22 protein-coding genes are annotated in these 20,427 nt (G+C 65.4%); 18 read left to right on the plus strand and 4 right to left on the minus strand.

All coding sequences use genetic code 11. The features are described 5' to 3' along the window. The 8 genes from ACE3P0_RS03805 to ACE3P0_RS03840 all read left to right on the plus strand — a co-directional run bounded on the left by ACE3P0_RS03805 (position 1) and on the right by ACE3P0_RS03840 (position 7,514). Complete coding sequence (locus ACE3P0_RS03805) at positions 1–1,131, plus strand: glycosyltransferase family 4 protein (protein WP_374399951.1); 1,131 nt, start codon at positions 1–3, stop codon at positions 1,129–1,131. 2 nt (positions 1,132–1,133) lie between these two features. After that, complete coding sequence (locus tag ACE3P0_RS03810; RefSeq protein WP_374399953.1) at positions 1,134–2,195, plus strand: MraY family glycosyltransferase; 1,062 nt, start codon at positions 1,134–1,136, stop codon at positions 2,193–2,195. 3 nt (positions 2,196–2,198) lie between these two features. Beyond that, positions 2,199–3,332, plus strand: coding sequence for a glycosyltransferase (locus tag ACE3P0_RS03815; RefSeq protein WP_374399955.1), 1,134 nt, complete (start codon positions 2,199–2,201; stop codon positions 3,330–3,332). Between the two features lie 96 nt (positions 3,333–3,428). Next, the gene (gene purB / locus ACE3P0_RS03820) at positions 3,429–4,796 is read left to right on the plus strand and encodes an adenylosuccinate lyase (RefSeq protein ID WP_374399957.1); all 1,368 of its coding nucleotides are present in this window, start codon (positions 3,429–3,431) and stop codon (positions 4,794–4,796) included. A gap of 75 nt (positions 4,797–4,871) precedes the next feature. Then, entirely contained in the window at positions 4,872–5,192 is a 321-nt protein-coding gene (locus ACE3P0_RS03825; RefSeq protein ID WP_374399958.1) for a DUF2322 family protein, read from the plus strand. A gap of 45 nt (positions 5,193–5,237) precedes the next feature. Next, positions 5,238–5,606 (plus strand): DUF2237 family protein, encoded by a 369-nt coding sequence (locus tag ACE3P0_RS03830; protein ID WP_374399960.1) that lies wholly within the window; start codon positions 5,238–5,240, stop codon positions 5,604–5,606. Between the two features lie 275 nt (positions 5,607–5,881). Next, positions 5,882–6,814, plus strand: a complete 933-nt coding sequence (locus tag ACE3P0_RS03835) for a DMT family transporter (RefSeq protein WP_374399962.1) — start codon at positions 5,882–5,884, stop codon at positions 6,812–6,814. A 73-nt stretch (positions 6,815–6,887) separates the two neighbouring features. Continuing rightward, positions 6,888–7,514, plus strand: a complete 627-nt coding sequence (locus ACE3P0_RS03840) for a response regulator (RefSeq protein ID WP_374399964.1) — start codon at positions 6,888–6,890, stop codon at positions 7,512–7,514. A 51-nt stretch (positions 7,515–7,565) separates the two neighbouring features. Here ACE3P0_RS03840 and rfaE2 read toward each other — a convergent pair whose 3' ends face one another. From rfaE2 to ACE3P0_RS03860, 4 genes are all read right to left on the minus strand, one after another. Beyond that, positions 7,566–8,063, minus strand: coding sequence for a D-glycero-beta-D-manno-heptose 1-phosphate adenylyltransferase (gene rfaE2, locus ACE3P0_RS03845; RefSeq protein WP_374399966.1), 498 nt, complete (start codon positions 8,061–8,063; stop codon positions 7,566–7,568). 67 nt (positions 8,064–8,130) lie between these two features. After that, complete coding sequence (locus ACE3P0_RS03850) at positions 8,131–10,500, minus strand: diguanylate cyclase domain-containing protein (RefSeq protein ID WP_374399968.1); 2,370 nt, start codon at positions 10,498–10,500, stop codon at positions 8,131–8,133. A 127-nt stretch (positions 10,501–10,627) separates the two neighbouring features. Continuing rightward, positions 10,628–11,461, minus strand: a complete 834-nt coding sequence (locus tag ACE3P0_RS03855; protein ID WP_374399970.1) for a ferritin-like domain-containing protein — start codon at positions 11,459–11,461, stop codon at positions 10,628–10,630. Between the two features lie 67 nt (positions 11,462–11,528). Beyond that, positions 11,529–12,440, minus strand: coding sequence for a MerR family transcriptional regulator (locus tag ACE3P0_RS03860; protein WP_374399972.1), 912 nt, complete (start codon positions 12,438–12,440; stop codon positions 11,529–11,531). 95 nt (positions 12,441–12,535) lie between these two features. Between ACE3P0_RS03860 and ACE3P0_RS03865 the strand changes: the two genes are divergently transcribed. Genes ACE3P0_RS03865 through ACE3P0_RS03910 form a run of 10 tightly spaced genes read left to right on the plus strand, consistent with a single transcriptional unit; the run spans position 12,536 to position 20,258 of the window. Further along, positions 12,536–12,757, plus strand: a complete 222-nt coding sequence (locus tag ACE3P0_RS03865) for a hypothetical protein (protein WP_374399974.1) — start codon at positions 12,536–12,538, stop codon at positions 12,755–12,757. A gap of 14 nt (positions 12,758–12,771) precedes the next feature. After that, positions 12,772–13,326 (plus strand): glutathione peroxidase, encoded by a 555-nt coding sequence (locus tag ACE3P0_RS03870; protein ID WP_374399976.1) that lies wholly within the window; start codon positions 12,772–12,774, stop codon positions 13,324–13,326. 36 nt (positions 13,327–13,362) lie between these two features. Continuing rightward, a complete protein-coding gene (locus ACE3P0_RS03875) occupies positions 13,363–14,700 on the plus strand; it encodes an NAD(P)/FAD-dependent oxidoreductase (RefSeq protein WP_374399978.1) in 1,338 nt (445 codons plus the stop codon). Then, entirely contained in the window at positions 14,697–15,470 is a 774-nt protein-coding gene (locus tag ACE3P0_RS03880; RefSeq protein WP_374399980.1) for a DUF1365 domain-containing protein, read from the plus strand. Before ACE3P0_RS03875 ends, ACE3P0_RS03880 begins: the two co-directional genes overlap by 4 nt. Further along, positions 15,467–16,678, plus strand: a complete 1,212-nt coding sequence (locus ACE3P0_RS03885) for a class I SAM-dependent methyltransferase (RefSeq protein ID WP_374399982.1) — start codon at positions 15,467–15,469, stop codon at positions 16,676–16,678. The genes ACE3P0_RS03880 and ACE3P0_RS03885 overlap by 4 nt, the downstream gene beginning before the upstream one ends. Positions 16,679–16,685: 7 nt before the next feature. Next, positions 16,686–17,228 carry a chalcone isomerase family protein gene (locus ACE3P0_RS03890; RefSeq protein ID WP_374399984.1) on the plus strand — a complete coding sequence of 181 codons (543 nt, stop codon included), beginning with the start codon at positions 16,686–16,688 and terminating at the stop codon, positions 17,226–17,228. Then, positions 17,225–18,517 (plus strand): MFS transporter, encoded by a 1,293-nt coding sequence (locus ACE3P0_RS03895; protein WP_374399986.1) that lies wholly within the window; start codon positions 17,225–17,227, stop codon positions 18,515–18,517. The genes ACE3P0_RS03890 and ACE3P0_RS03895 overlap by 4 nt, the downstream gene beginning before the upstream one ends. Next, positions 18,517–19,041 carry a DUF3833 domain-containing protein gene (locus ACE3P0_RS03900; RefSeq protein WP_374399988.1) on the plus strand — a complete coding sequence of 175 codons (525 nt, stop codon included), beginning with the start codon at positions 18,517–18,519 and terminating at the stop codon, positions 19,039–19,041. Before ACE3P0_RS03895 ends, ACE3P0_RS03900 begins: the two co-directional genes overlap by 1 nt. A gap of 9 nt (positions 19,042–19,050) precedes the next feature. After that, positions 19,051–19,824: an SDR family NAD(P)-dependent oxidoreductase gene (locus ACE3P0_RS03905; RefSeq protein ID WP_374399990.1), complete on the plus strand. Its 774-nt coding sequence runs from the start codon at positions 19,051–19,053 to the stop codon at positions 19,822–19,824. Next, positions 19,821–20,258 (plus strand): nuclear transport factor 2 family protein, encoded by a 438-nt coding sequence (locus ACE3P0_RS03910; protein ID WP_374399992.1) that lies wholly within the window; start codon positions 19,821–19,823, stop codon positions 20,256–20,258. The genes ACE3P0_RS03905 and ACE3P0_RS03910 overlap by 4 nt, the downstream gene beginning before the upstream one ends. Positions 20,259–20,427: the final 169 nt, after the last annotated feature.

The following is a 20,427-nucleotide window of genomic DNA, read 5'->3' on the forward strand; positions in this document are numbered from 1 at the left end:
GTGCGAGTCCTGCTGTTTGCCAACACCGATTGGTTCCTGTGGAACTTCAAGCTGCCGCTTGCCCGCGCGTTGCGGGATGCCGGTCACGAGGTGATCCTGGTGAGCCCAGCGGGCGAGTTCGGCGCACGCTTGCGTGAGGCGGGTTTCGACTGGCGTGCGTTTCCGCTGTCGCGCTCGGGTATTCACCCGATCGAGGAACGCCTTGCGATGTATCGCCTGCTTGCGTTGTACCGCGAGCTGCGTCCTGATCTGGTTCATCACTTTACGATCAAGTGCGTGCTTTACGGTTCCTGGGCGGCGCGCAAGGCGGGCATTGCACGCGTGGTCAACTCGATCACCGGCCTCGGTTTTGCGCTGCTCGCCTCGACCTGGAAGGCGCGGCTGATCCGCCCGGTGGTGGTGGGCTTCTATCGCCGTGCCTTGGTCGGCACGCATGTGGTTTTCCAGAACCACGACAATCGAGACGTGCTGGCTGCGCTGGGCGCGCTGACGCACGCGATGGTGCATGTTATTCCGGGTGATGGTGTCGATACCGTGCTGTTCTGCCCGCCGCCGGCGCGAGCCCTTGGCGCCACGGTGCTGATGATGGGGCGCCTGCTGTGGTCCAAGGGGGTTGGCGTATTTGTCGAGGCTGCGCGCATCGTTCGCGCGACAAGGCCGGACGCCCGTTTTCTGCTCGCCGGCGCGCCTGATCCGGGCAACCCGGAGAGCGTGCCGGAAGTCATGCTCAACCAGTGGCGCAGCGAGGGGATGGTCGAATTTCTCGGTCACCGCAGCGACGTGCTCGCGCTGCAGCAGCTCGCCGACATTGCCGTGCTTGCAAGCACCCAAGGCGAGGGGATGCCGCGTGCGCTGCTGGAGGCGGCGGCCTGCGGGCGGCCGATGGTGGCGACCGATGTGCCGGGGTGCCGCGAGCTGGTCGAGGAAGACGTGAACGGTTTGCTGGTGCCGCCCGGGGATGCGCAAGCACTCGCGGGCGCCATTCTGTCGCTGCTCGCATCGCCTGATCGCGCGAGCCAGATGGGGGCCGCGGCGCGTGCGAAGGTCCTGGCCGAACTGTCCGATGCGCGCATTACCCGACGCACCCTGGCGGTGTACGGCGACGGATTCACGGACAGCGAGGCAGACTGAAGGTGAGCTTCAACTACCTCTTCTACCCATTTGCGCTGTCGCTGATCTTCTGTCTGGTACTGGCCCGCCTCGCGCCGTGGCTGGCCCTGATGGACCGGCCCGATGCCCGCAAGCAGCACGGCCGTGCCGTGCCGGTGGTGGGCGGCATCGCGATCATGGCGGCCTACATCCTTGCGCTGAAATTGCGCGGCATCGGCGGAAATCTGTATGAAGCCATGCTGCCCGTCGGGCTGGTGCTGATCGTGGGCGTGATTGACGACGCACGGCCGGTGTCGGCGCGCGCCAAGCTGGCCGCGCAGTGCATCGCAGCATGGTTGCTGTTGCGTGCGACCGGGTTCTCGCTTGGCGAAGTGCCGATTCCCGGCGTAGAGGGCGGGCTGCCCTTGGGCGCGCTGGATACCGCGGTGACGATGTTCGTCATCGTCGGCGTGGTCAACGCGCTGAACCTCTCTGACGGCGCGGACGGGCTTGCGGGCGGGCACGTATTGATTGCGCTGGCGGTGTTCCTGTTCGCTGCGCGGGCGGCCGGACGCGATACCGAGGTGCTGCTGATCGCCGGGCTGATGTCCTGCGTCATGGGTTTCCTCACGGTCAACGCCCGCCATCCGATGCTTGCGCGCGCGCATGTTTTCATGGGCGACGCCGGGGCGCTGGCGCTTGGCACCTTGTTGTGCTGGTTTGCGATCCATCTTTCGCGTGAGCCGCACCAAGCCATGCCGCCAGTACTGTTGCTGTATGCCGTGGCGCTGCCGTTGCTGGACATGGCGACCGTGTCGGTTCGCCGCTTGCTGCAAGGCGCTTCACCGATGCGCCCGGATCGAACGCATCTGCACCATATCCTGTGCCTCAAGGGCTTGTCGGTGGAACTCTCGGTGCCGCTGTTGTGGGCGTTCAACGGTCTCGTCGCAGCCGGCGGGCTGACGCTGTGGCGGATGGGCGCATCCCAGGGCGTGTTGCTGCTGGTGTGGCTTTGCATACTGGTCGGCAAGATGTTGTGGATGCGGGTATGGGAAGAGGTTGAGTCGGTCTCCTCTGAGTCCGCCGATGAGCGGCGCGAGGCCTGAGCGGTGAGGCCGATCCGCGTATGTGTCGTCATTACGGGTTTGGGTATCGGTGGCGCCGAGCATGCGCTGCTGAAAATACTCAGCGCGCTGGATCGTCGTCGCATTGCTGTTTCGCTCGTTGTGCTGGGTCGGCTTGATGCGTTGGCCCCGCAGTTTTGCGCGATCGGCATCGAGCCGGTCTTCATCGGCCTGCGCGCCGGCCGCTGGCCGCTCGGTGAAGTTGGGCGCTTGATCCGTACCGTGCGCGAACTGGAGCCTGATCTGCTGCAGGGCTGGATGTACCACGGCAATCTCGCGGCGAGTTTCCTTGGTGCTCGCCTGAGGCGGCCCGTGTGCTGGAGTGTGCGTGACACGCCGGACGCAGCGCACGGTCACAGCCGCTTCACGCGGCTGACGATCGCGCTGTCGCGCTGGTACGTCGGCCGCGTGGCGCGGATCTTCAACGTATCGGCCCGCAGCGCGGCGTATTGCGCTGAACGCCTGGGCTGGCCCGCCGAACGCACCGAGGTGCTGCCCAACGGGCTGGACCTGTCGCGCTTCAGGCCTGATCCGGCCTCACGCGAGGCCTTCCGCGCCGCGCAGGGCTGGCCGACCGCTACGCCGGTGGTGGCGATGGTTGCGCGCTGGAGCCCGGTCAAGAACCATCGCCTCTTCCTCGAAGCCGCAGCTGCTCTGCGTGCGTATCAGCCCGAGGTGCGCTTCGTGCTGATCGGCAAGGATCTTGACGCGGCGAACGCGACGTTGGCTGGTTGGCTTGCCGAACTCGGGCTGCCCGACGCGGTGGCGCTGCTTGGCCCGAGGCATGATGTCGAGGCGCTGTACCCGGCTTTCGATCTCCTCGCGCTGACGTCGAAGAGCGAGGGCTTCCCGAACGTGCTGGCCGAGGCGATGGCCTGCGGCGTGCCGGTGGTGACTACCGATGTCGGCGATGCGGCCGAGATCGTCGGCGACACAGGCAGCATTGTGCCGCCGACCCCACAAACCTTCGCCGACGCGCTGGGCAGGCTGTTGGCCGATCCCGAACGGGCGACGCGGGGCCTCGCCGCCCGCGAGCGCATCGCCGTGCGCTACGCAATCGACGGCATCGCCGCGCGTCTAGCCGATCGCTACGCCGAGATCGCCACCCCCCGCAGCTGAGGCTGTCGGCGCAGGCGCCAGCGCAAGAATCCGCTTCAGCTTAGTCAGTCGGATTCGTTATAATTCAAGGCTTTGCTTTTCTCCGGGCCGACCACCATGACCACGACTCCGCTCACCGCGCTCTCTCCGCTTGACGGCCGCTACGCCGCCAAGGTCGACGGGCTGCGCCCGCACTTCTCCGAATTCGGGCTGATCCGTAACCGCGTGCGGGTGGAGATCGAGTGGCTCAAGGCGCTGGCCGCCGAGCCGCACATCGCCGAAGCCGCCGCCTTCTCTCCGGCCACTATCGCCGAGCTCGACGCCGTGATTGCCAACTTCTCGGTGGCGGATGCCGAAGCCGTGAAGGAGATCGAGGCGACGACCAACCACGACGTCAAGGCGATGGAGTACTGGCTGAAGAAGCGCTTTGCCGCCAACGCCGAAGTCATGAAGGTCACCGAGTTCATCCACTTCGGCTGCACCTCGGAAGACATCAACAACGTCTCGCATGCGCTGATGCTGGCCGAAGCCCGCGAGGCGGTGCTGCTGCCGGCTTTCGACAAGGTGGTCGACCGCTTTGTCGCGCTGGCGCACCAGCATGCCGAGCTGCCGATGCTCTCGCGCACGCACGGCCAGACCGCCAGCCCCACCACGCTGGGCAAGGAGATGGCCAACATCGCCTACCGCCTGCGCCGCGCACGCAAGGCCTTCGCCGCGGTGGAGATGACCGCCAAGTTCAACGGCGCGGTCGGCAACTACAACGCCCACCTGTCGGCCTACCCGGACTTCGACTGGGCCGCTTTCAACCAGCGTTTCATCGAATCGCTGGGCTTGGTGTTCAACCCCTACACCATCCAGATCGAGCCGCATGATTCGATGGCCGAACTCTTCGATGCCATTGGCCGCGGCAACACCATGCTGATCGATGCCTGCCGCGATATCTGGATGTACATCTCGCTCGGCTACTTCAAGCAGAAGCTCAAGGACGGCGAAGTCGGCAGCTCGACGATGCCGCACAAGGTCAACCCGATCGATTTCGAGAATGCCGAGGGCAACTTCGGTGTTGCCAACGCGGTGCTGCGCCACTTCAGCGAAAAGCTGCCGATCTCGCGCATGCAGCGCGACCTCACCGACTCGACAGTGCTGCGCAACATGGGCATCGGCATCGGCCACACCGTGCTGGGTCTGGAATCCTGCCTGCGTGGTCTGAACAAGCTCGAAGCCGACCCGGCCAAGCTCGCCGCCGATCTGGACGCCGCCTGGGAAGTGCTGGCCGAGCCGATTCAGACCGTCATGCGCCGCTTTGCCGTGCCCAACCCGTACGAGCAGCTCAAGGCGCTCACGCGCGGTACCGGCATCACCAAGGCCGCGCTGCAGGACTTCGTCAAAACGCTGGCGATTCCGCAAGCCGACAAACAGCGCCTGCTCGACATGACGCCGGGCAGCTACATCGGCGAGGCAGCTTCGCTGGCCAAGAAGATCTGAGTTTTCATCGATTCGACCACGCCCCGGCGCCGCGCGCTGCGGCGTGGTTTTTCATTTCAGCATCAGGAATTCGCCATGAGCTTTGCCGATACCCTCAAGCAACTTCCCAAGGTTTCCCACCTCGACGCGATTCAGTTGATCGACGCGGAAGGAGCTGTCGTCGCCACGATCGAGAACAAGCCCGGTCAGGCCGGTTCGCTGGCGGTGTACAACCACCTGGCGCAATTGCACGGCTCGATCAACATCGAAGCAGCGAAGAAGGGCGTCGAGCTCTACGCTGAACATACCGAGGATGCGCGTGCGAATCCGGGCAAGCATCCGAACATCGATCGCCTGATCGCGATCGCCGACGGCGCGGCGGGGGCTTTGCGCGTCAAGCATGTATTCGCGGTGTAAGTAGATGGCCGCGCGGGGGCGTGGCTTTTGAGCGAGGGAGGGGTGGTGACGATAGAGCGCAACGTGCTGGGTGGGCCGCTGCAAGCGTGCCGCTACGACCCATTGACCGGCTTTTTCAGAACCGGCTGTTGTGAAACTGGGCCGGATGACCTTGGGCGGCATGTGGTGTGCGCGCGCGTGACTGCCGAATTCCTCGCGTTCTCGGCCGAGCGGAGCAACAACCTCTCGCAGCCTCGTCCGGAGTTGCGGTTTCGCGGCCTCAAGCCGGGTGATCGCTGGTGCCTCTGCGCACTGCGCTGGAAGGAGGCGCTGGAAGCGGGTGTTGCGCCGCCGGTCGTTCTCGAAGCAACGCACGAGTCGGTCCTTCGCGTGGTTTCGCTGCTTGATCTGACGCGGCATGCGGAGTCAGCTTAGCGCATGCACCTGCTTGGGCAGTTATGCATTGCTGTGGTGCAGCAATGATTGTTATGCCTTTGGATTTTTGTTGGCAGTATGCGAACACAAATTCCGCAGTTGTTTATTGTTAACTGCGAATTTTTGACAAGTAACGCAATAGTCTTCAGCGACAAAACCGACCACAACTAAAATTCCGTCGCTAGTTGCGGTCGGCGGACGATCAATCCGTTCGATCGAGTTGTCTGGCGCCACCCCTGCCAGGCGTTTGATCACCTCTACCCGAGGTCGTACGGATGTTTGCCTCCCCCGTTGTCGCGTCGGCGCGCGCTCTCGCGCCGCTTCGCCCCCAGTTGTTGCTGATTTTCGCCGCGCTCTGCTGGGCCGGTAACTTCGTGCTTGCGCGCGGTGTCAGTGCGCAAGTGCCGCCGATCTCGCTCGCAGTGGGTCGCTGGTTTGTTGCCGCGGTGCTGCTTGCGCCCTTGGCATTGCCGCGCCTGCAAGCCGGGCTGGCACCGCTGTTGAACATGCGCGGACGCCTGCTGGGCCTGGCTTTCCTCGGCATTGCGAGCTCCAACACGCTTGTCTACGTTGGGCTGCAAACCACACCTGCAACGCACGGTGTGCTGCTCAACGCGCTGATGCCCATCATGGTGGCCCTGCTTGCAGCGGCAATCTGGCGCAAGCCTTTACGGCCCGGTGCCTGGCTCGGCATGGGGGTATCGGTGATCGGTGTGCTGTTCATCGTGACCCGCGGCCATCCAAGCCAGGTGTTCGCGATGGACTCTGGTGTCGGCGATCTGTGGGTCGTGGCGGGTATGGCGTGCTGGGCCGGCTACACGCTCTTGCTGCGCAATGTTGCGCCCGGAGTCGACAAACTGGTGCTGCTGTGGGCTTCGATCGTGCTTGGTCTGCTGATGCTGCTGCCGGCCTGGATGGGCGAGCTCTGGATGAGCGGGCTTCCCCACCCGAGCGGGCGGGCGTTTGCGGGCATCCTGTACCTCGGTGTATTTCCGTCGGTACTCGCCCTGTTTGCCTACATGCGCGCCGTGGCGGAGATTGGCGCTGCCCGCGCAGCGGCCTTCCTGCATCTGATTCCCGCATTCGGCACCCTGATGGCGGCGCTGTTTCTTGGCGAACAGTTGGCGCTCTACCACTACCTTGGCCTGGTCGCGATTCTTGGTGGGCTGGTCTGGACGCAACAGGCTTCGGGGCGCAACAGTCTCTGAAACGCGACACCGGTCACGCCCGCAGCGGTGCGACGCTGCGCCAGGGGGATGATTTCGGTATCATCCCGTGGTCATGAGCGACCTTCACGCACTTCCTTCGAAGCCGGAGCGCGAGTACTGCAGCACGAGCGAGGCTGCACAGATGCTCGGCGTCTCCTTGGGTACCGTTCAGCAAATGGTCGAAAACGGCCTGCTGGAGGCGTGGAAGACGGCGGGCGGTCACCGTCGCATCCGCATCGGTTCGGTTGAAGACTACCTGCGACGCCGCTCTTCGGGTGTCGCAGCGCCGCACCCGGTTGGGGTGTTGCGCATCCTGGTGGCGGAGGACGACCGCATCCTACAGCGCCTGTATGCCCACACCTTCGAGACCTGGAATCTTCCGATCGAGGTGCGCCTCGTCGAGTCGGGTTTCGATGGTTTGCTGGAAATCGGCCGGCAGCAGCCGGATCTGCTGATTTCAGATCTGGTCATGCCGGGGCTGGATGGCTTCGCGATGATTTCGAAGCTGCGTTCCGACCCCAAGCTCGAAGACATGGACATCATCGTCGTGACCGGCTTGTCGCCGGAAGACATCGCCGAGCGCGGCGGCCTGCCGGACGACGTGACGACCTACGGCAAACCCGTGCCATTCAAGGAACTCAAGGGTTACATCCAGGCGCGGCTGGCACAGTTCCAGCGCCGTGGGCGCGCAGCCAGCTGAGCTGGTGACTCACCGAACGCAAGGCCCGCCGCAATGGCGGGCCTTTTTGTTTCAGCTTGCGCCGCGGATGCGGCCGAGCAGCGCGGTGGTGGAGCGTTCGTGTTCGAACGGGATCGAATGCACCGAGCCACCCCAGCCGATCACTTCCGGCGTGCCGACGATGCGGTCCGGTGCCCAGTCACCGCCTTTGACGAGGATGTCCGGACGGCAGTCGAGGATGCGCGCGATCGGCGTGTCTTCATCGAACCAGGTGACGAGATCAACGCTATCCAGCGCAGCCATCACGGCCAGTCGATCTTCCTCGCAGTTGATCGGCCGATCGTCGCCCTTGCCCTGGCGCTTGACCGAGGCGTCGGTGTTCAGCGCCACGACCATGGCGGCGCCCAGCTCGCGCGCTTGGGCGAGGTAGGTGACGTGGCCACGGTGCAGGATGTCGAAACAGCCGTTGGTGAACACCAGCGGGCGCGGCAGCGTCGCGATGCGTTCTGCAAGCTGGTCGGGCGGGCAGATGCGTTGTTCGAAGCGAGGGCGGGGATAGTGCTTGCTCATGGTGATCGGATCCGGTAAGGAGCAGAGAGTCTAGCCCAGGCGGGCGCGGATCGCAGCGTCGCGCGCGTCAGCGGTGGTGGGCGCTCTTGACCCGGTACATCGAGGAATCGGCGTGGCTGAGCAGGGTCTCGGCGTCTTCGCCATCGTCTGGGTAGCGCGCAACGCCAATGCTGGCGCTCAGGCTGAGCGTCTGGCCGGCGCTCGCCGTGATCGGTTCGCGCAGCGCGATCTGGATGCGTTCGATGGCCTGGTTAACGGCGTTCTCGTGCTCAAGGCCATCGAGAATGACGATGAACTCGTCGCCGCCGAGCCGCGCCACGGTATCGCCGAGGCGCAGGCTTGCGGAAATTCGTCGACCCGCTTCGCACAGCACGTCGTCTCCGGCGGCGTGGCCGAATCGGTCGTTGATTTCCTTGAAGCGATCGAGGTCGACGAACAGCAACGCGAATTCGCGCCGGTCGCGCCGCGCGCGGTTCAGTGCACCCTGCAGGCGATCCTGCAGCAGCGCGCGATTTGGGAGCCCGGTCAGTGGATCGTGATGCGCCTGCCGCTCGAGTTGTTGCTGGCGGTCCTTCAGCGGCGTGATGTCGGCCAGCACCGCGATGTACTCGGCGATCTGATCTTCGTCCGTATGCACCGCGATGACTGTCGCCCACACCGGGATCGGTTCTCCGCTCTTGCGCCGCAGCCATAGTTCGCCGATCCAGCGGTGGTCGCGCTGCAGTACCTCGCTCATCGCTTGCCGCGCCTCGCTCGCGGGGCGTTCGGCGTCGAGGATTCTCGGATGCTGGCCGAGCAGTTCGTCTTCGCGATAGCCGCTGATCTCGCTCAGCGCTGGGTTGATCGCGCGGATCTTCTGGTTCGCGTCGGTGACGAGTATCCCCTCGGCGGTGTTGCGGAACACGGCGTCGGCCTGCCGCAGCCGCAGCGCAGCTTCGTAGGCGGCGGAAATGTCGTGACAGATGCCGACGATGCCGATGGCCTGCCCGGCGTTGTCGATGATCGGGCTTTTCAAGGTATCGACACGAACCCGGCGGCCATCCGGATAGACGATCCATTCCTCGTTGCGCCTGGCTTCGCCCGTGGACATGACGTTGCGATCGTGGGCGCGGTAGAAATCAGCGAGGCCGCGTTCCCAGAAGTCGTGATCGGTGTGCCCGATCAGCTGTGCCTCGGAGTTGCCGCTGAGGCGCTCGAACGCGGGGTTGCAGGCGATGAAGCGGCCGTCCTGGTCCTTCGCGAAGACCGGGTCGGCGATCGAGTCAAGCAGGGTGCGCAGCAGCGCCCGTTCGCGCAAGGTGCGGTTGAGGATGCGGCGACGCTGGGCGGTGCGCAGTGCGAGTGCGGCTGCCAGCAGCGTGAGGCCTGCAACAAGGGTTGCGGCGGCGGCGCTGGCGGCGGGGTGTGCGCGCCACACCGGTATTGGCTGGTTGAGGATCAGCGTGTCGGGTGGTAGCTGGTCTTCAGGAAGGTGCCAGCGGACCAGCGCCCCATGGTCGAAAATCGGGCGATTGGGGCTGATGTCGCGGATCGGAATCGTGTTCGGCGCCGCCCCGTTGAGAATCCTCAGCGCCATGTCCGCGGCCAGCAGCCCATGCTCGCGGTGGCTCATCACATAGCCGCCGAGCAGGCCGCGGCCGACGCCGTGCTCCCACAGGTGCAGCACGGGCGCGCTGGCATGTTTGACGATCCAGTCGACACCGTCTTCAAAGCTGCGCGGCTGGCCGTTGGCGTCGTGGTAGGCCGCGAGCAGCAGCGCGGCTTCGTCCGGGTTGAGGCGTGCGAGTCGGCTGGCAAGCTGGTCCCAGCTGATCTGCGTGAGGTCGGCGATCTCGATCGCGATGTCGGGGAAACCAAACTTCTGCTTGGCGCGCAGGGTTTGCAGATCCGCGCGACCGCCGGGGCTGTCGTCGGCAATCACGACAACGCGCTGCAGCCCCGGCATCAGGCGGCGCGCGAGCGCGAAGGTCTCGGGGATCGAGATATTCTCGACGATGCCGGTTTCACGCGGCGAGCCGCGTTGCGCGATAGCGCGCTCGACGTTATTGACGCCGAGGAAGACGACGGGCGCATTGCCGAAGAGTTGCGTGCCGTAATCGGTGGCAAGGTTGAAGGCGGCGTCGTCCGCGGCGATGACGAGGTCGTAGTGCGGTTTGCGCGCGAGGCGGTAGGCAAGCCAGTCCCGGTAACGGTCTGCGCTGTCGGCGTCGGTGAGGTGCCGCGCATCCATGAACTCTTCGTCGATCTGGATGCCCGTGGGCGCCAGCACGCTGAATACACCGTCGTGGATCTTGCCGGTGGTGGGGAAGCCGGGGTGGTAGGAGTACAGCAGCAGCACACGGCGCCCGTGCAGATCCTGTGCCGCGTGGCTCAGGCCGGGCGACAGCAGTTGCAGGCAGCAGAGCAGTAATCCGATGCGAAGCAGGGTGCGCCGCATTGAGACCCTCCGGCGGGCGCCCGAGAGCGCCCCTTATCCTGCTTTATCGGACGCAGGGGGGCGTTCTGAAGGCAATCCGACCGAGCCGGGGCTACACCTGCCAGCCGGTGCTGGCGAGCAGGCTTGCTCAGGTAGGTGTTGCGCCGAGCGACTTGCGGAAGCGGTTGAGATCCTGCGCGGTCTCGAAGGCCTGACCGAAGAGGCTGGAAAGATTGCGCAGGATGCCGCCAATGACGCGTGCCTCTTGCTCGCGGCCGAACTGGATCTGTTCCGACAGCCAGCGCTCAAGCCAATCCGGGTCGGGCAGACGGGACTGGATCGTGTCGTTCGGGAACAGCGCTTCATTCACATGAAGATTGGTTGGGTGCAGCGGTTTGCCGCTGCGCGCCGAACTGGCCATCAGCACGCCGATCTTTGCGAAGGCAGCGCGCGCGGTGTCACCGACGCGGTCGATCGCCTGCTTCATGTATTTCAGATAGGCGCCACCGTGGCGGGCCTCGTCGCGCGAGAGGAGGTCGTAGATCTTCTTGATCACCGGCTCGGTATGCCATTCCGACGCACGGCGATACCACTGCGTCAGGCGGAGCTCGCCGCAGAAGTGCAGCATCAGGGTTTCGAGCGGCGGGGCGGGGTCGAATTCGAAGCGCACCGCGTGGAGTTCCGACTCGCTTGGCGCGAGCTCCGGGCGGAAGCGGCGCAGGTATTCCATCAACACCAGCGCGTGCTTCTGCTCTTCGTAGAACCAGATCGACATGAAGGCCGAGAAGTCAGAATCATCGCGGTTGTCGCGCAGGAACATCTCGGTGGCCGGCAGCGCCGACCATTCGGTGATGGCATTCATCTTCACCGTGAGTGCTTGTTCGTCCGACAGCAGGGTGCGGTCGAAGCTGTCCCAGGGCACGTCTTTCGCCATGTTCCAGCGAGCGGCTTCAAGTGACTGGTAGAGATCGGGATAGAGCATGGTAGTAACTCCCGCAACCACGAACGGCGGGTTTCATTTTAGATCGTGTTGATGACAGCCGATCGCGCTATGCGGCCTGTGCGGCGCGCCAGGCTTCGAGCGTCGGCAGCGTTTCACGAATGTCGGTGATGATGCTGACCCCCGGAATGGCGTCACGACGGGCCGCGATGGCTCGGCCGCCCGCCCACAGCGCAATGTTGTCCGGCAGCGCCGCGCGCAATTGGCTCAGGCCGTCGGCCGCCTGTCGCCCGGGAAAGGCGGCGGAAAACGACAGCGCGACGATGTCAAAGCCGCCAGCGCGGGCGGCGCTGTCGATGTTGGCGATCGGCATCTGGGTGCCAAGTGAAACGCAGCTGGCCCCCTCGCTCACCAGTAGCGCTTCGGCCATCAGCAGCCCAAGCACATGGAGTTCGTCCGGGAAGGTGGTCAGCAGCACCCGCGGGCGCTGACCGCCGCCCTGCGCATTGATCGCGCTGCGCAACAGGTTCTGCACTTGCTCCGTGTAGAGATGTTCCTCCGGCACCTGAATCTCGCCACGCAGCCATGCGTTGCCGACCAGCGCATTGAGCGGCGCGAGCGTGTCGACCACGAAGGCCTGCAGCCCCTGCTTCAGCAAGGTCTGCTGCAGTGTCCGCCGCAGATCCTCGCTGCGGTGCAGGCGCAGCAGTTCGATGATGCTGTTGCAGCGGCTCGCGGCGGCCGGGCAGTCGACCGATTGCTCCTGCCGCGCTTGCAGCATCTCGGTGAGCGCCTCGATCGAGGCCTCGATCAGCTTGCCGGGGCGCATGCCCTGATCCACCAGGCGTTTGAGCAAGCGCAGCTTTTCGACCTGATCGGCCGGATAGAGGCGTTCGTCGTGCTCGTCACGCTCGGGCTGCGGGAAGCCGTAGCGGCGCTCCCACATCCGTAGGGTGTCCTTCGGCAGGCCGGTTTCGCGTTCGACGGCTGCGATCGCGAGCTTGCTTGAGTCCTTCGACATTGGCGTTTTGTCCTGGACAAAAACTTGACTGCGGGAATCCATGTGTCTATCGTACGAACACAAACCTGTTTTGTCCAGGACAAAAGGAGCTCGTCATGAAGGCAGTTGCGATTCGATCAAATAGCAGGAAAGTCCTGCTGGCCATGGCGTCCGCGCTGGTTTTGCTGGGCGCACTGAGCTGGACGCTCGCGCATGCGGCGGACGATGCCTGCCTGGTTGAAGCAGACGCCGAGCACGATCGCCTGCTCATTGTCCTACACAATAACGGTGCAGAGCTGGCCGTGCCGCGGCTGCCTGTCGTGCCGCTCGCGCACTGAGCCGGGGTTTGTTGATGACACGCCTGCGCTTCTGCCTGTTTGCGGCACTGCTCGTGCTACCCGGGCTCGCGAATGCCGCTGCGGCTTGCTCGCCACTGCTGGACCACCGCTTCAAGCGACTCGCCGGCGGTGAGACGTTTTCGATGTGTGACTACGCCGGCAAGGTCGTGATGGTGGTTAATACCGCCAGCTTCTGCGGCAACACGCCGCAGTACGAGGGCCTGGAGCGGCTCTACCAGAAGTACGCCGCGCGCGGCCTGGTGGTGGTGGGCTTTCCGTCGAACGACTTCGGGCAGCAGGAGCCGGGCAGCGAAAAGGAAATCGCCGAGTTTTGCAAGATGACCTATGGCGTCAAGTTCCCGATGGCGGCCAAGACGACGGTGGTCGGCGCCAGCGCGCACCCGTTCTTCCGCCAGCTCGCCAAGGCGGGTGGTGCGGCGCCGGGCTGGAACTTCCACAAATACCTGATCGATCGCAGTGGCGCGCGCGTTGTCAGCTTCGACAGCGGCGTCGCGCCTGAAAGCCCGGCGATCGTCAGCAAGATCGAATCGTTGCTCGCGGCGCCTTGATGGCGCAGCCCGTCTGATACGAGAGAGAGAACCTCCATGCACATGCACGAATTCAACGCGCGCTCACTGGCGCAGGGGCCCCGGCAACGGATTGCGATTGTGGGTTCCGGCATCGCGGGGCTCGGCGCAGCCTGGCTGTTGCGCGAGCAGCACGATGTGGTGCTGTTCGAAGCCGCCGAGCGCCTCGGTGGCCATACCAACACGGTGGACGTGACGCTGGATGGCGTGACGCATGGGGTTGATACCGGCTTCCTGGTATTCAACCGCCGCACGTATCCGAACCTGTGCGCGCTGTTTGCTGCGCTGGACTTGCCGGTGACCAACAGCGACATGAGTTTCGCGGTCAGCTTGCAAGAGCCGGATATCGAATGGGCGGGGAGCAACCTTGCGACGGTGTTCGCGCAGAAACGCAACCTTGCGCGACCGGCCTTCTGGCGCATGCTGCAGGACATCGTGCGCTTCAACCGCGAAACCACGCGTGAGGCGCGTGAGCACGCGCTGCCTGCGATCTCGCTGGGCGACTACCTCGATCGCAACCGCTATGGCGTCGAGTTCCGCGACTGGTACCTGGTGCCGATGGCGGCAGCGATCTGGTCCTGCCCGCCGCGCACAATGCTCGAATACCCGGTCGCGACCTTCCTGCAGTTCTGCCACAACCACGGTTTGCTGCAGGTCAGCGATCGCCCGCAGTGGATGACGGTGAATGGCGGCGCCCGCGAGTACGTGCGGCGTATCGCCGCGCAGTTGCCGGATGTGCGGCTCGGCTGCCCGGTCGCGGGCGTGCGGCGCGAAGCGGGCAAGGTGGAGCTGCTCACCGCGAGCGGTGCCGAGGTCTTCGATCAGGTGATCTTCGCCTGCCATTCGGATCAGACGCTCGCGATCCTCGGTAGTGCCGCGACACCGCTTGAGCGTGCAGTGCTCGGCGCGGTGCGCTATCAAGCCAATCGCGCCTTGCTGCACACTGATCCGGCGCTGCTGCCGCGCCGCCGCGCGACCTGGAGTGCGTGGAACTACGCCGCCAGCGCGGGCGCGTCGGCCGATCGCTCGGTAGCGGTGTCCTACCTGATCAACCACTTGCAGCCGCTGCCGTGGAAAACACCGGTGGTGGTGTCGCTAAACCCCTTCCGCGAGCCGGCGCCGGAGCATCTGATCGCCGAGATCGACTACGCCCATCCGGTGTTCGACGCTGCTGCCGTGGCTGCGCAGGCGCATTTGCCGACGCTGCAGGGCCGCAACCACACTTGGTTCTGCGGTGCCTGGACCGGCTACGGTTTCCACGAAGACGGCCTGAAGTCTGCCGTGGATGTGTGCAGCGTGCTGGGCGCCGTGGCGCCGTGGAAAGCCGAGCCGGTGCGCATCGAGGCGCGCGCATGAACCCCGACGTGGCGCCGCTGCTGTGCCTGGGTGGCGTGATGCACGCGCGCCATTGGCCGGTGGTGCATCGCTTTGCCTACCCGATCGCCTGGGTGCGTCTGCCGCTTTCTCGATTGGATGAGGCGGGCAACGCGCTGTTTGGCGTGGAGCGGGCCAGGCTGTTCTCGTTCCGCAACCGCGACCATGGCGCGCGCGACGGCAGCCCGCTGCTGCCCTGGGTGCGGGCTTTGCTCGCGCGCCACGGCCTCGCCGACGCCTGCGATGGCGAAGTGGTGTTGCAGACCTTTCCGCGCTTGATGGGCTTTGTCTTCAACCCGGTCAGTTTCTGGTACTGCCATGACCGGGGCGGTGCCCTGCGGGCTGTGCTGTGCGAGGTGAACAACACCTTCGGCGAGCGCCACAACTACCTCGTCGCACATCCGGACGCGCGGCCGATCGAAAGCGGCGACAGCTTCCGCTCGAGCAAGGTGTTCCATGTGTCGCCGTTCTTCCCGGTGCGCGGGGAGTACCGATTCCGCTTCGTGCAGCGGGGCGGTGTTGCGAGCGTCTCGATCGATCTGTTCGATGGTGGCCGCCATCAACTGACGACCCGCATGTCGGGGCGTGCCGAAACGCTGTCCGCCGCGGGCCTCGCGCGTGTTGCACTGAGATTTCCATTCATGACCCTGGGTGTGGTTGCCCGCATCCATTGGCAAGCGCTGAAGCTGTTCGCCAAGCGCGTGCCCTTCCACCGCAAACCCGTACCGCCTCTCAAGGAGACGACATCATGAGCGCGATTGAAAATACGCTCGCTTCCCGCATCGACCTGCTACCCGGCGCTGCAAACGCCGTGCTGAAGATGCTGGGCGCGATCCGTGGTGGCAGCCTCGACATCACGCTGCCGAATGCGGAGCGGGTGAGCGTTGGCGAGGGGCATCGTGTTGCGAGCCTGGAGATTGGCGACTGGGGCGTGTTCGAAACGCTGATCGCGAAGGGGTCGATCGGCTTTGCGGAAGACTTCGTCAACGGCCTTTGGCGCACCGACAACCTTGCCGCATTGCTGACCCTGTCGGCGCAGAACCGCGACGCGATGAGCCGCGCGATCCATGGCAATGCGCTGCGCCTGCTCGGCTACAAGGTGTGGCATTCGCTGCGCGCGAACACCCGCAAAGGGGCGCGTCGCAACATCGAAGCGCACTACGACCTGGGCAACGACTTCTACCGGCTGTGGCTGGACGAGACGATGACCTATTCAAGCGCCGTGTTCGCCGACCCGCACCAGCCGCTGGCCGAGGGGCAGCGCGCCAAGTATCGGCGGATCCTCGATCAGTTGGGCGCCAAGCCGGGCCAGCGCATTCTCGAAGTCGGCTGCGGCTGGGGCGGTTTTGCTGAAATCGCGACGCTCGAATACGGCTGCGAGGTGCTGGGGCTCACGCTGTCGCCGGCCCAGCTCAAGTTCGCGCGCGAGCGCGCCGAACGGGGTGGTTTTGGCGAACTGGCTGCCTTCGAGCTGTGCGACTACCGTGATGTGCGCGGCCACTACGACCACATCGTGTCAATCGAGATGTACGAGGCGGTCGGCGAGCGCTTCTGGCCGTCCTACTTCCAGCAGTTGCGCGATCGACTCGCGCCCGGCGGCCGCGTCGTGATCCAGGCGATCACGATCGAGGATTCGCTATTCGGCTTCTACCGCAAGAACCCGGACTTCATCCAGCGCTACATCTTCCCCGGCGGCATGCTGGCCTCGCCGGAACGCATCCGCAAGCAGGCGGCCCGCGTCGGGCTGGAGGTCGTCGACGACCTTGCCTTCGGGCTCGACTATGCGCGCACGCTGGCAATCTGGCACGAGCGCTTCAACGCGGTACGCGAGCTGGTTGCTGCGCAGGGCTTCGACGACCGCTTCATGCGCCTGTGGCAGTTCTATCTCGCCTACTGCGAGGCGGGCTTCCGCGCGCGTTCCACCGACGTGCACCACTACACCTTCGCCGCCGCAGCGTGAGCTGATTATGTGTGCCATCCGCCGCATCCTGATCCTGCTGCTGGTGAGCTTCGGCTTGCCGCTTGCGGCCAATGAAGGCGCACGCGCCTTGCCCGAGGCGCTGCGCAGTCAGACGAGCGACTGGCGCCCGCTTGGCGCCGGCGAGATGACCTGGTTCGGCCTGCGCTTGTACGACGCGCAGCTCTGGAGCCCCGCACCTGCCGTCACCGGCACGGCGCCTTACGCGCTTGCCCTGACCTATGCGCGCGACTTCTCGGCCGAGCGTCTGGTCGACACCAGCGTGGACGAAATGCGGCGGCTTGGTACGCGCGACGAGGCGACGCTGACGCGCTGGCGCGCGGAACTGGCGCGGGTGTTTCCTGATGTACGCAAGGGGGATGTGATCGTTGGTGTGTACTGGCCAGAGCGCGGTGCCGCCTTCTACCACCGCGGCCAGCTGACGGGCGAATTGCGTGATCCAGCGTTTGCGCGTGCCTTCTTCGGCATCTGGCTCGACCCGCGTACCCGCGCGCCGGAGCTGCGAACGCGCCTGCTCGGCAGTGCGTCATGACGGCAGGTGCATCGCGGGTGGCCGTTGGCTTGCCGGTGTCGCTTGCCGGTTTGCTGGCTTACGGTGCGCTCGCGGTGCCGCTCGCCTTTGCGGCGTTGCCGATGTATGTGCATGTGCCCAAGCTCTACGCCGACACGCTCGGCCTGTCGCTCGGTGCGGTCGGCGCGGTGCTGCTGGCGGCACGGCTCGGCGATGCGGTGGCGGACCCGCTGCTCGGCCTCTGGAGCGATCGGCTGCAGGCACGGCGCCGGCTCACGCTGCTGGCTTTGCCCATGCTGGCGCTGGGCATGGTTGGCTTGCTGCGTCCGCCGGCCGGGGCAGGGCTCGGGTGGCTTGCCGCGATGCTGGTGCTGGCCTACGCCGGCTACTCGCTCGCCAGCGTCAACTACGCGGCCTGGGGCGCCGAGGCGGGGGGCGATGCAGGGGCGCGCACGCGGCTGACCGCTGCGCGCGAGGGGTGTGCGCTGGCGGGGGTGGTGCTGGCGTCGGCGCTGCCGGAGTTGCTGGCGACCGATCAGGCGCAGGGGCTTGCGCGTCTGCTGTGGGTGTTCGTTCCTCTGCTTGGCGTGGCGGCCTGGTTGAGTATCCGCTTTGCGCCGCCGCCGCGCGAACCGGTCGCTGTGAGCAGCGGCGGCGGCCACTTTGAGCAGGCGATTACGCCACTGCGCGACAAGCCGGTGCGCGCGCTGATGGCCGTCTTCGCGCTCAACGGCGTTGCGGCCGCGATTCCGGCGACGCTGTTCCTGTTCTTTGTCGCCGATGTGCTGGCGCGAGAGCGTTTGTCCGGCCTCTTCCTGGCCACCTACTTCGTCAGCGGCGCGCTGATCCTGCCCGCATGGGTGCGGCTCGCCGCCCGCATTGGCAAGGTGCCGGCCTGGTTTGCGTCGATGCTGCTTGCGGTACTTGCATTCGGCTGGGCGGTGACGCTGGGCGAGGGCGACGTGATCGCCTTCCTTGTGATTTGCGTGATGTCGGGTATCGCGCTGGGCGCCGACATCACCTTCCCGCCGGCGCTGCTGGCCGATCTGCTGGCACGGCCGGCGCGTGCGGCGGCGGGCGGTGTCTACTTCGGCTGGTGGAACCTCGTCACCAAACTCAATCTCGCGCTCGCAGCCGGTGTCGCCTTGCCCTTGCTCGACTGGCTCGGCTACCGCCCCGGCACACGCGACGAGGGCGCCCTGCTCACGCTCGCGGCGGTGTATGCCCTGCTGCCGATCGCGCTGAAATGCGCCGCCGCCGCGCTGCTGTGGCGGCTTCGAAAGCATGTTGAACCGGAAGGAGTCTCCTGATGAAAAGCTGGCTGATCGCAGCCTTGATGGCCTTGTTGCTTGGTGGCTGCTCCAGCGTGGATATTGCGGACTATCGCAACGAGAAGCCGCAGCTGGATCTCGCCCGGTACTTCGATGGCACCGTCGATGCGTGGGGCGTGTTCCAGGACCGATCCGGCAAGGTGGTGAAGCGCTTCAAGGTGACGATAGATGCGCAGTGGCGTGGCGACGTCGGTACGCTCGACGAACACTTCGAATACTCGGACGGCAGCACGCAACGCCGCGTGTGGACGGTGACAAAGCTGGCAGACGGCCGATACACTGGCCGTGCAGACGATGTGGTGGGCGAAGCGACCGGTGAGGCGCAGGGCAACGCCTTGCGCTGGCGCTACACGATGGCGCTGCCGGTGGATGGCAGCATCTATCACGTCGCCTTCGACGACTGGATGTTCCTGATGGATGACAAGACGATGCTGAACCGGTCTTTCATGACCAAGTTCGGTGTCGAGCTCGGGCAGGTGACGCTGAGCTTTCGCAAGCGTTAGCAGGTACTCATGGCGATGAATCAGCCGATTCGTGACTGGCGCGGCAAGCGTGTTTGGATCGTCGGCGCGTCGACAGGCATCGGCGCGGCCCTCGCAGAGTCGCTCGCCGAGCAGGGCGCCCATCTCGCGCTTTCGGCCCGGCGCGCGGAGCGGCTGCGCGTCTTCGCCGCACGCTTTCCCGGCAGCATCGCGATTCCGCTCGACGTTGCCGAACACGCTACCTTGCTACCTGCGGTGCTGCAGTTGCTTGATCTGTGGGGTGGTATCGATGTCGTGATCTTCAACGCTGGCACCTACACGCCGATGCATGCATGGGATCTCACCGTCGAAGGTGCGCGCACAACGATCGAGATCAACCTGATGGGCGTGATCAACGGTGTTGCGGCGGTCGCGCCGCAGCTGCTGCAGCAGGGCGAGGGCGCCATCGTGATTGTCGGCAGCGTCGCCGGTTACCGCGGTTTGCCCAAGGCGCTCGCCTACGGCGCTTCAAAGGCCGGCGTGATCAACTTCGCCGAATCGCTCTACATGGATCTCGCACCGCGCGGCGTCAGCGTGTTTCTGGTGAACCCGGGCTTCGTGGAAACGCCGCTCACCGCGCAGAACAAGTTCCGCATGCCGGCGCTGATCACGGCGGCCGAGGCGGCCGAGGCGATCCTTCGCGGCATGGCGCGCGGCCGTTTCGAAATCCACTTCCCGCGCCGTTTCACGATGCTGCTGAAGTTCCTGCGCTTGCTGCCGGAGTGGCTTTACCTGCGCGCGGTGCGGCGCGCGACCGGCGCATGAGCACCCAGACAGCGCTCGACGCGCTGGTCGATGCCTACGAGACGCTGACTGTCGATCGCGTGGAGGCGCTCGCCGCATGCTATGCCAGCGATGCGCGTTTCAAGGACCCGTTCAACGAGGTGGTCGGTCGCCCGGCAATCGCCCGCGTGTTCCGCCATATGTTCGAACAGGTAGATGCGCCACGCTTCGTCGTGACCGGCCGCTTCCCGGCCGATGGTGCCGCGATGCTGACCTGGGAATTCCGCCTGCGCTTCCGCGGCGAATCGGTGGAACGCGTGATCCGCGGTGCGAGCCACCTGTGCTTCGATGCGCACGGGCTGGTGACGATGCACCGCGACTACTGGGATGCGGCGGAGGAGTTGTACGCCCAGCTACCGGTGCTGGGCGGTTTGATGCGCTTCCTGCGGCGCCGGCTGGCGACGCCGCAGGTTTGATGCCTCAGTGCGCCGCGGCCTTCGGCGCCTTGCGTGCCGGCGGCAGTTCGCGCGCCGCTTCGGCCGCTTCGGCCTGATCCATCGCTTCCGGGCTGAGGTAGCGGTAGGCGAGCCCGACGAACACGGCGCCACCCACAACGTTCCCCAAGGTGCTGAAGATCAGGTTGTA

The sequence above is a fragment of the Niveibacterium sp. genome (genome assembly GCF_041909475.1).
Taxonomy (GTDB): Bacteria; Pseudomonadota; Gammaproteobacteria; order Burkholderiales; family Rhodocyclaceae; genus Niveibacterium.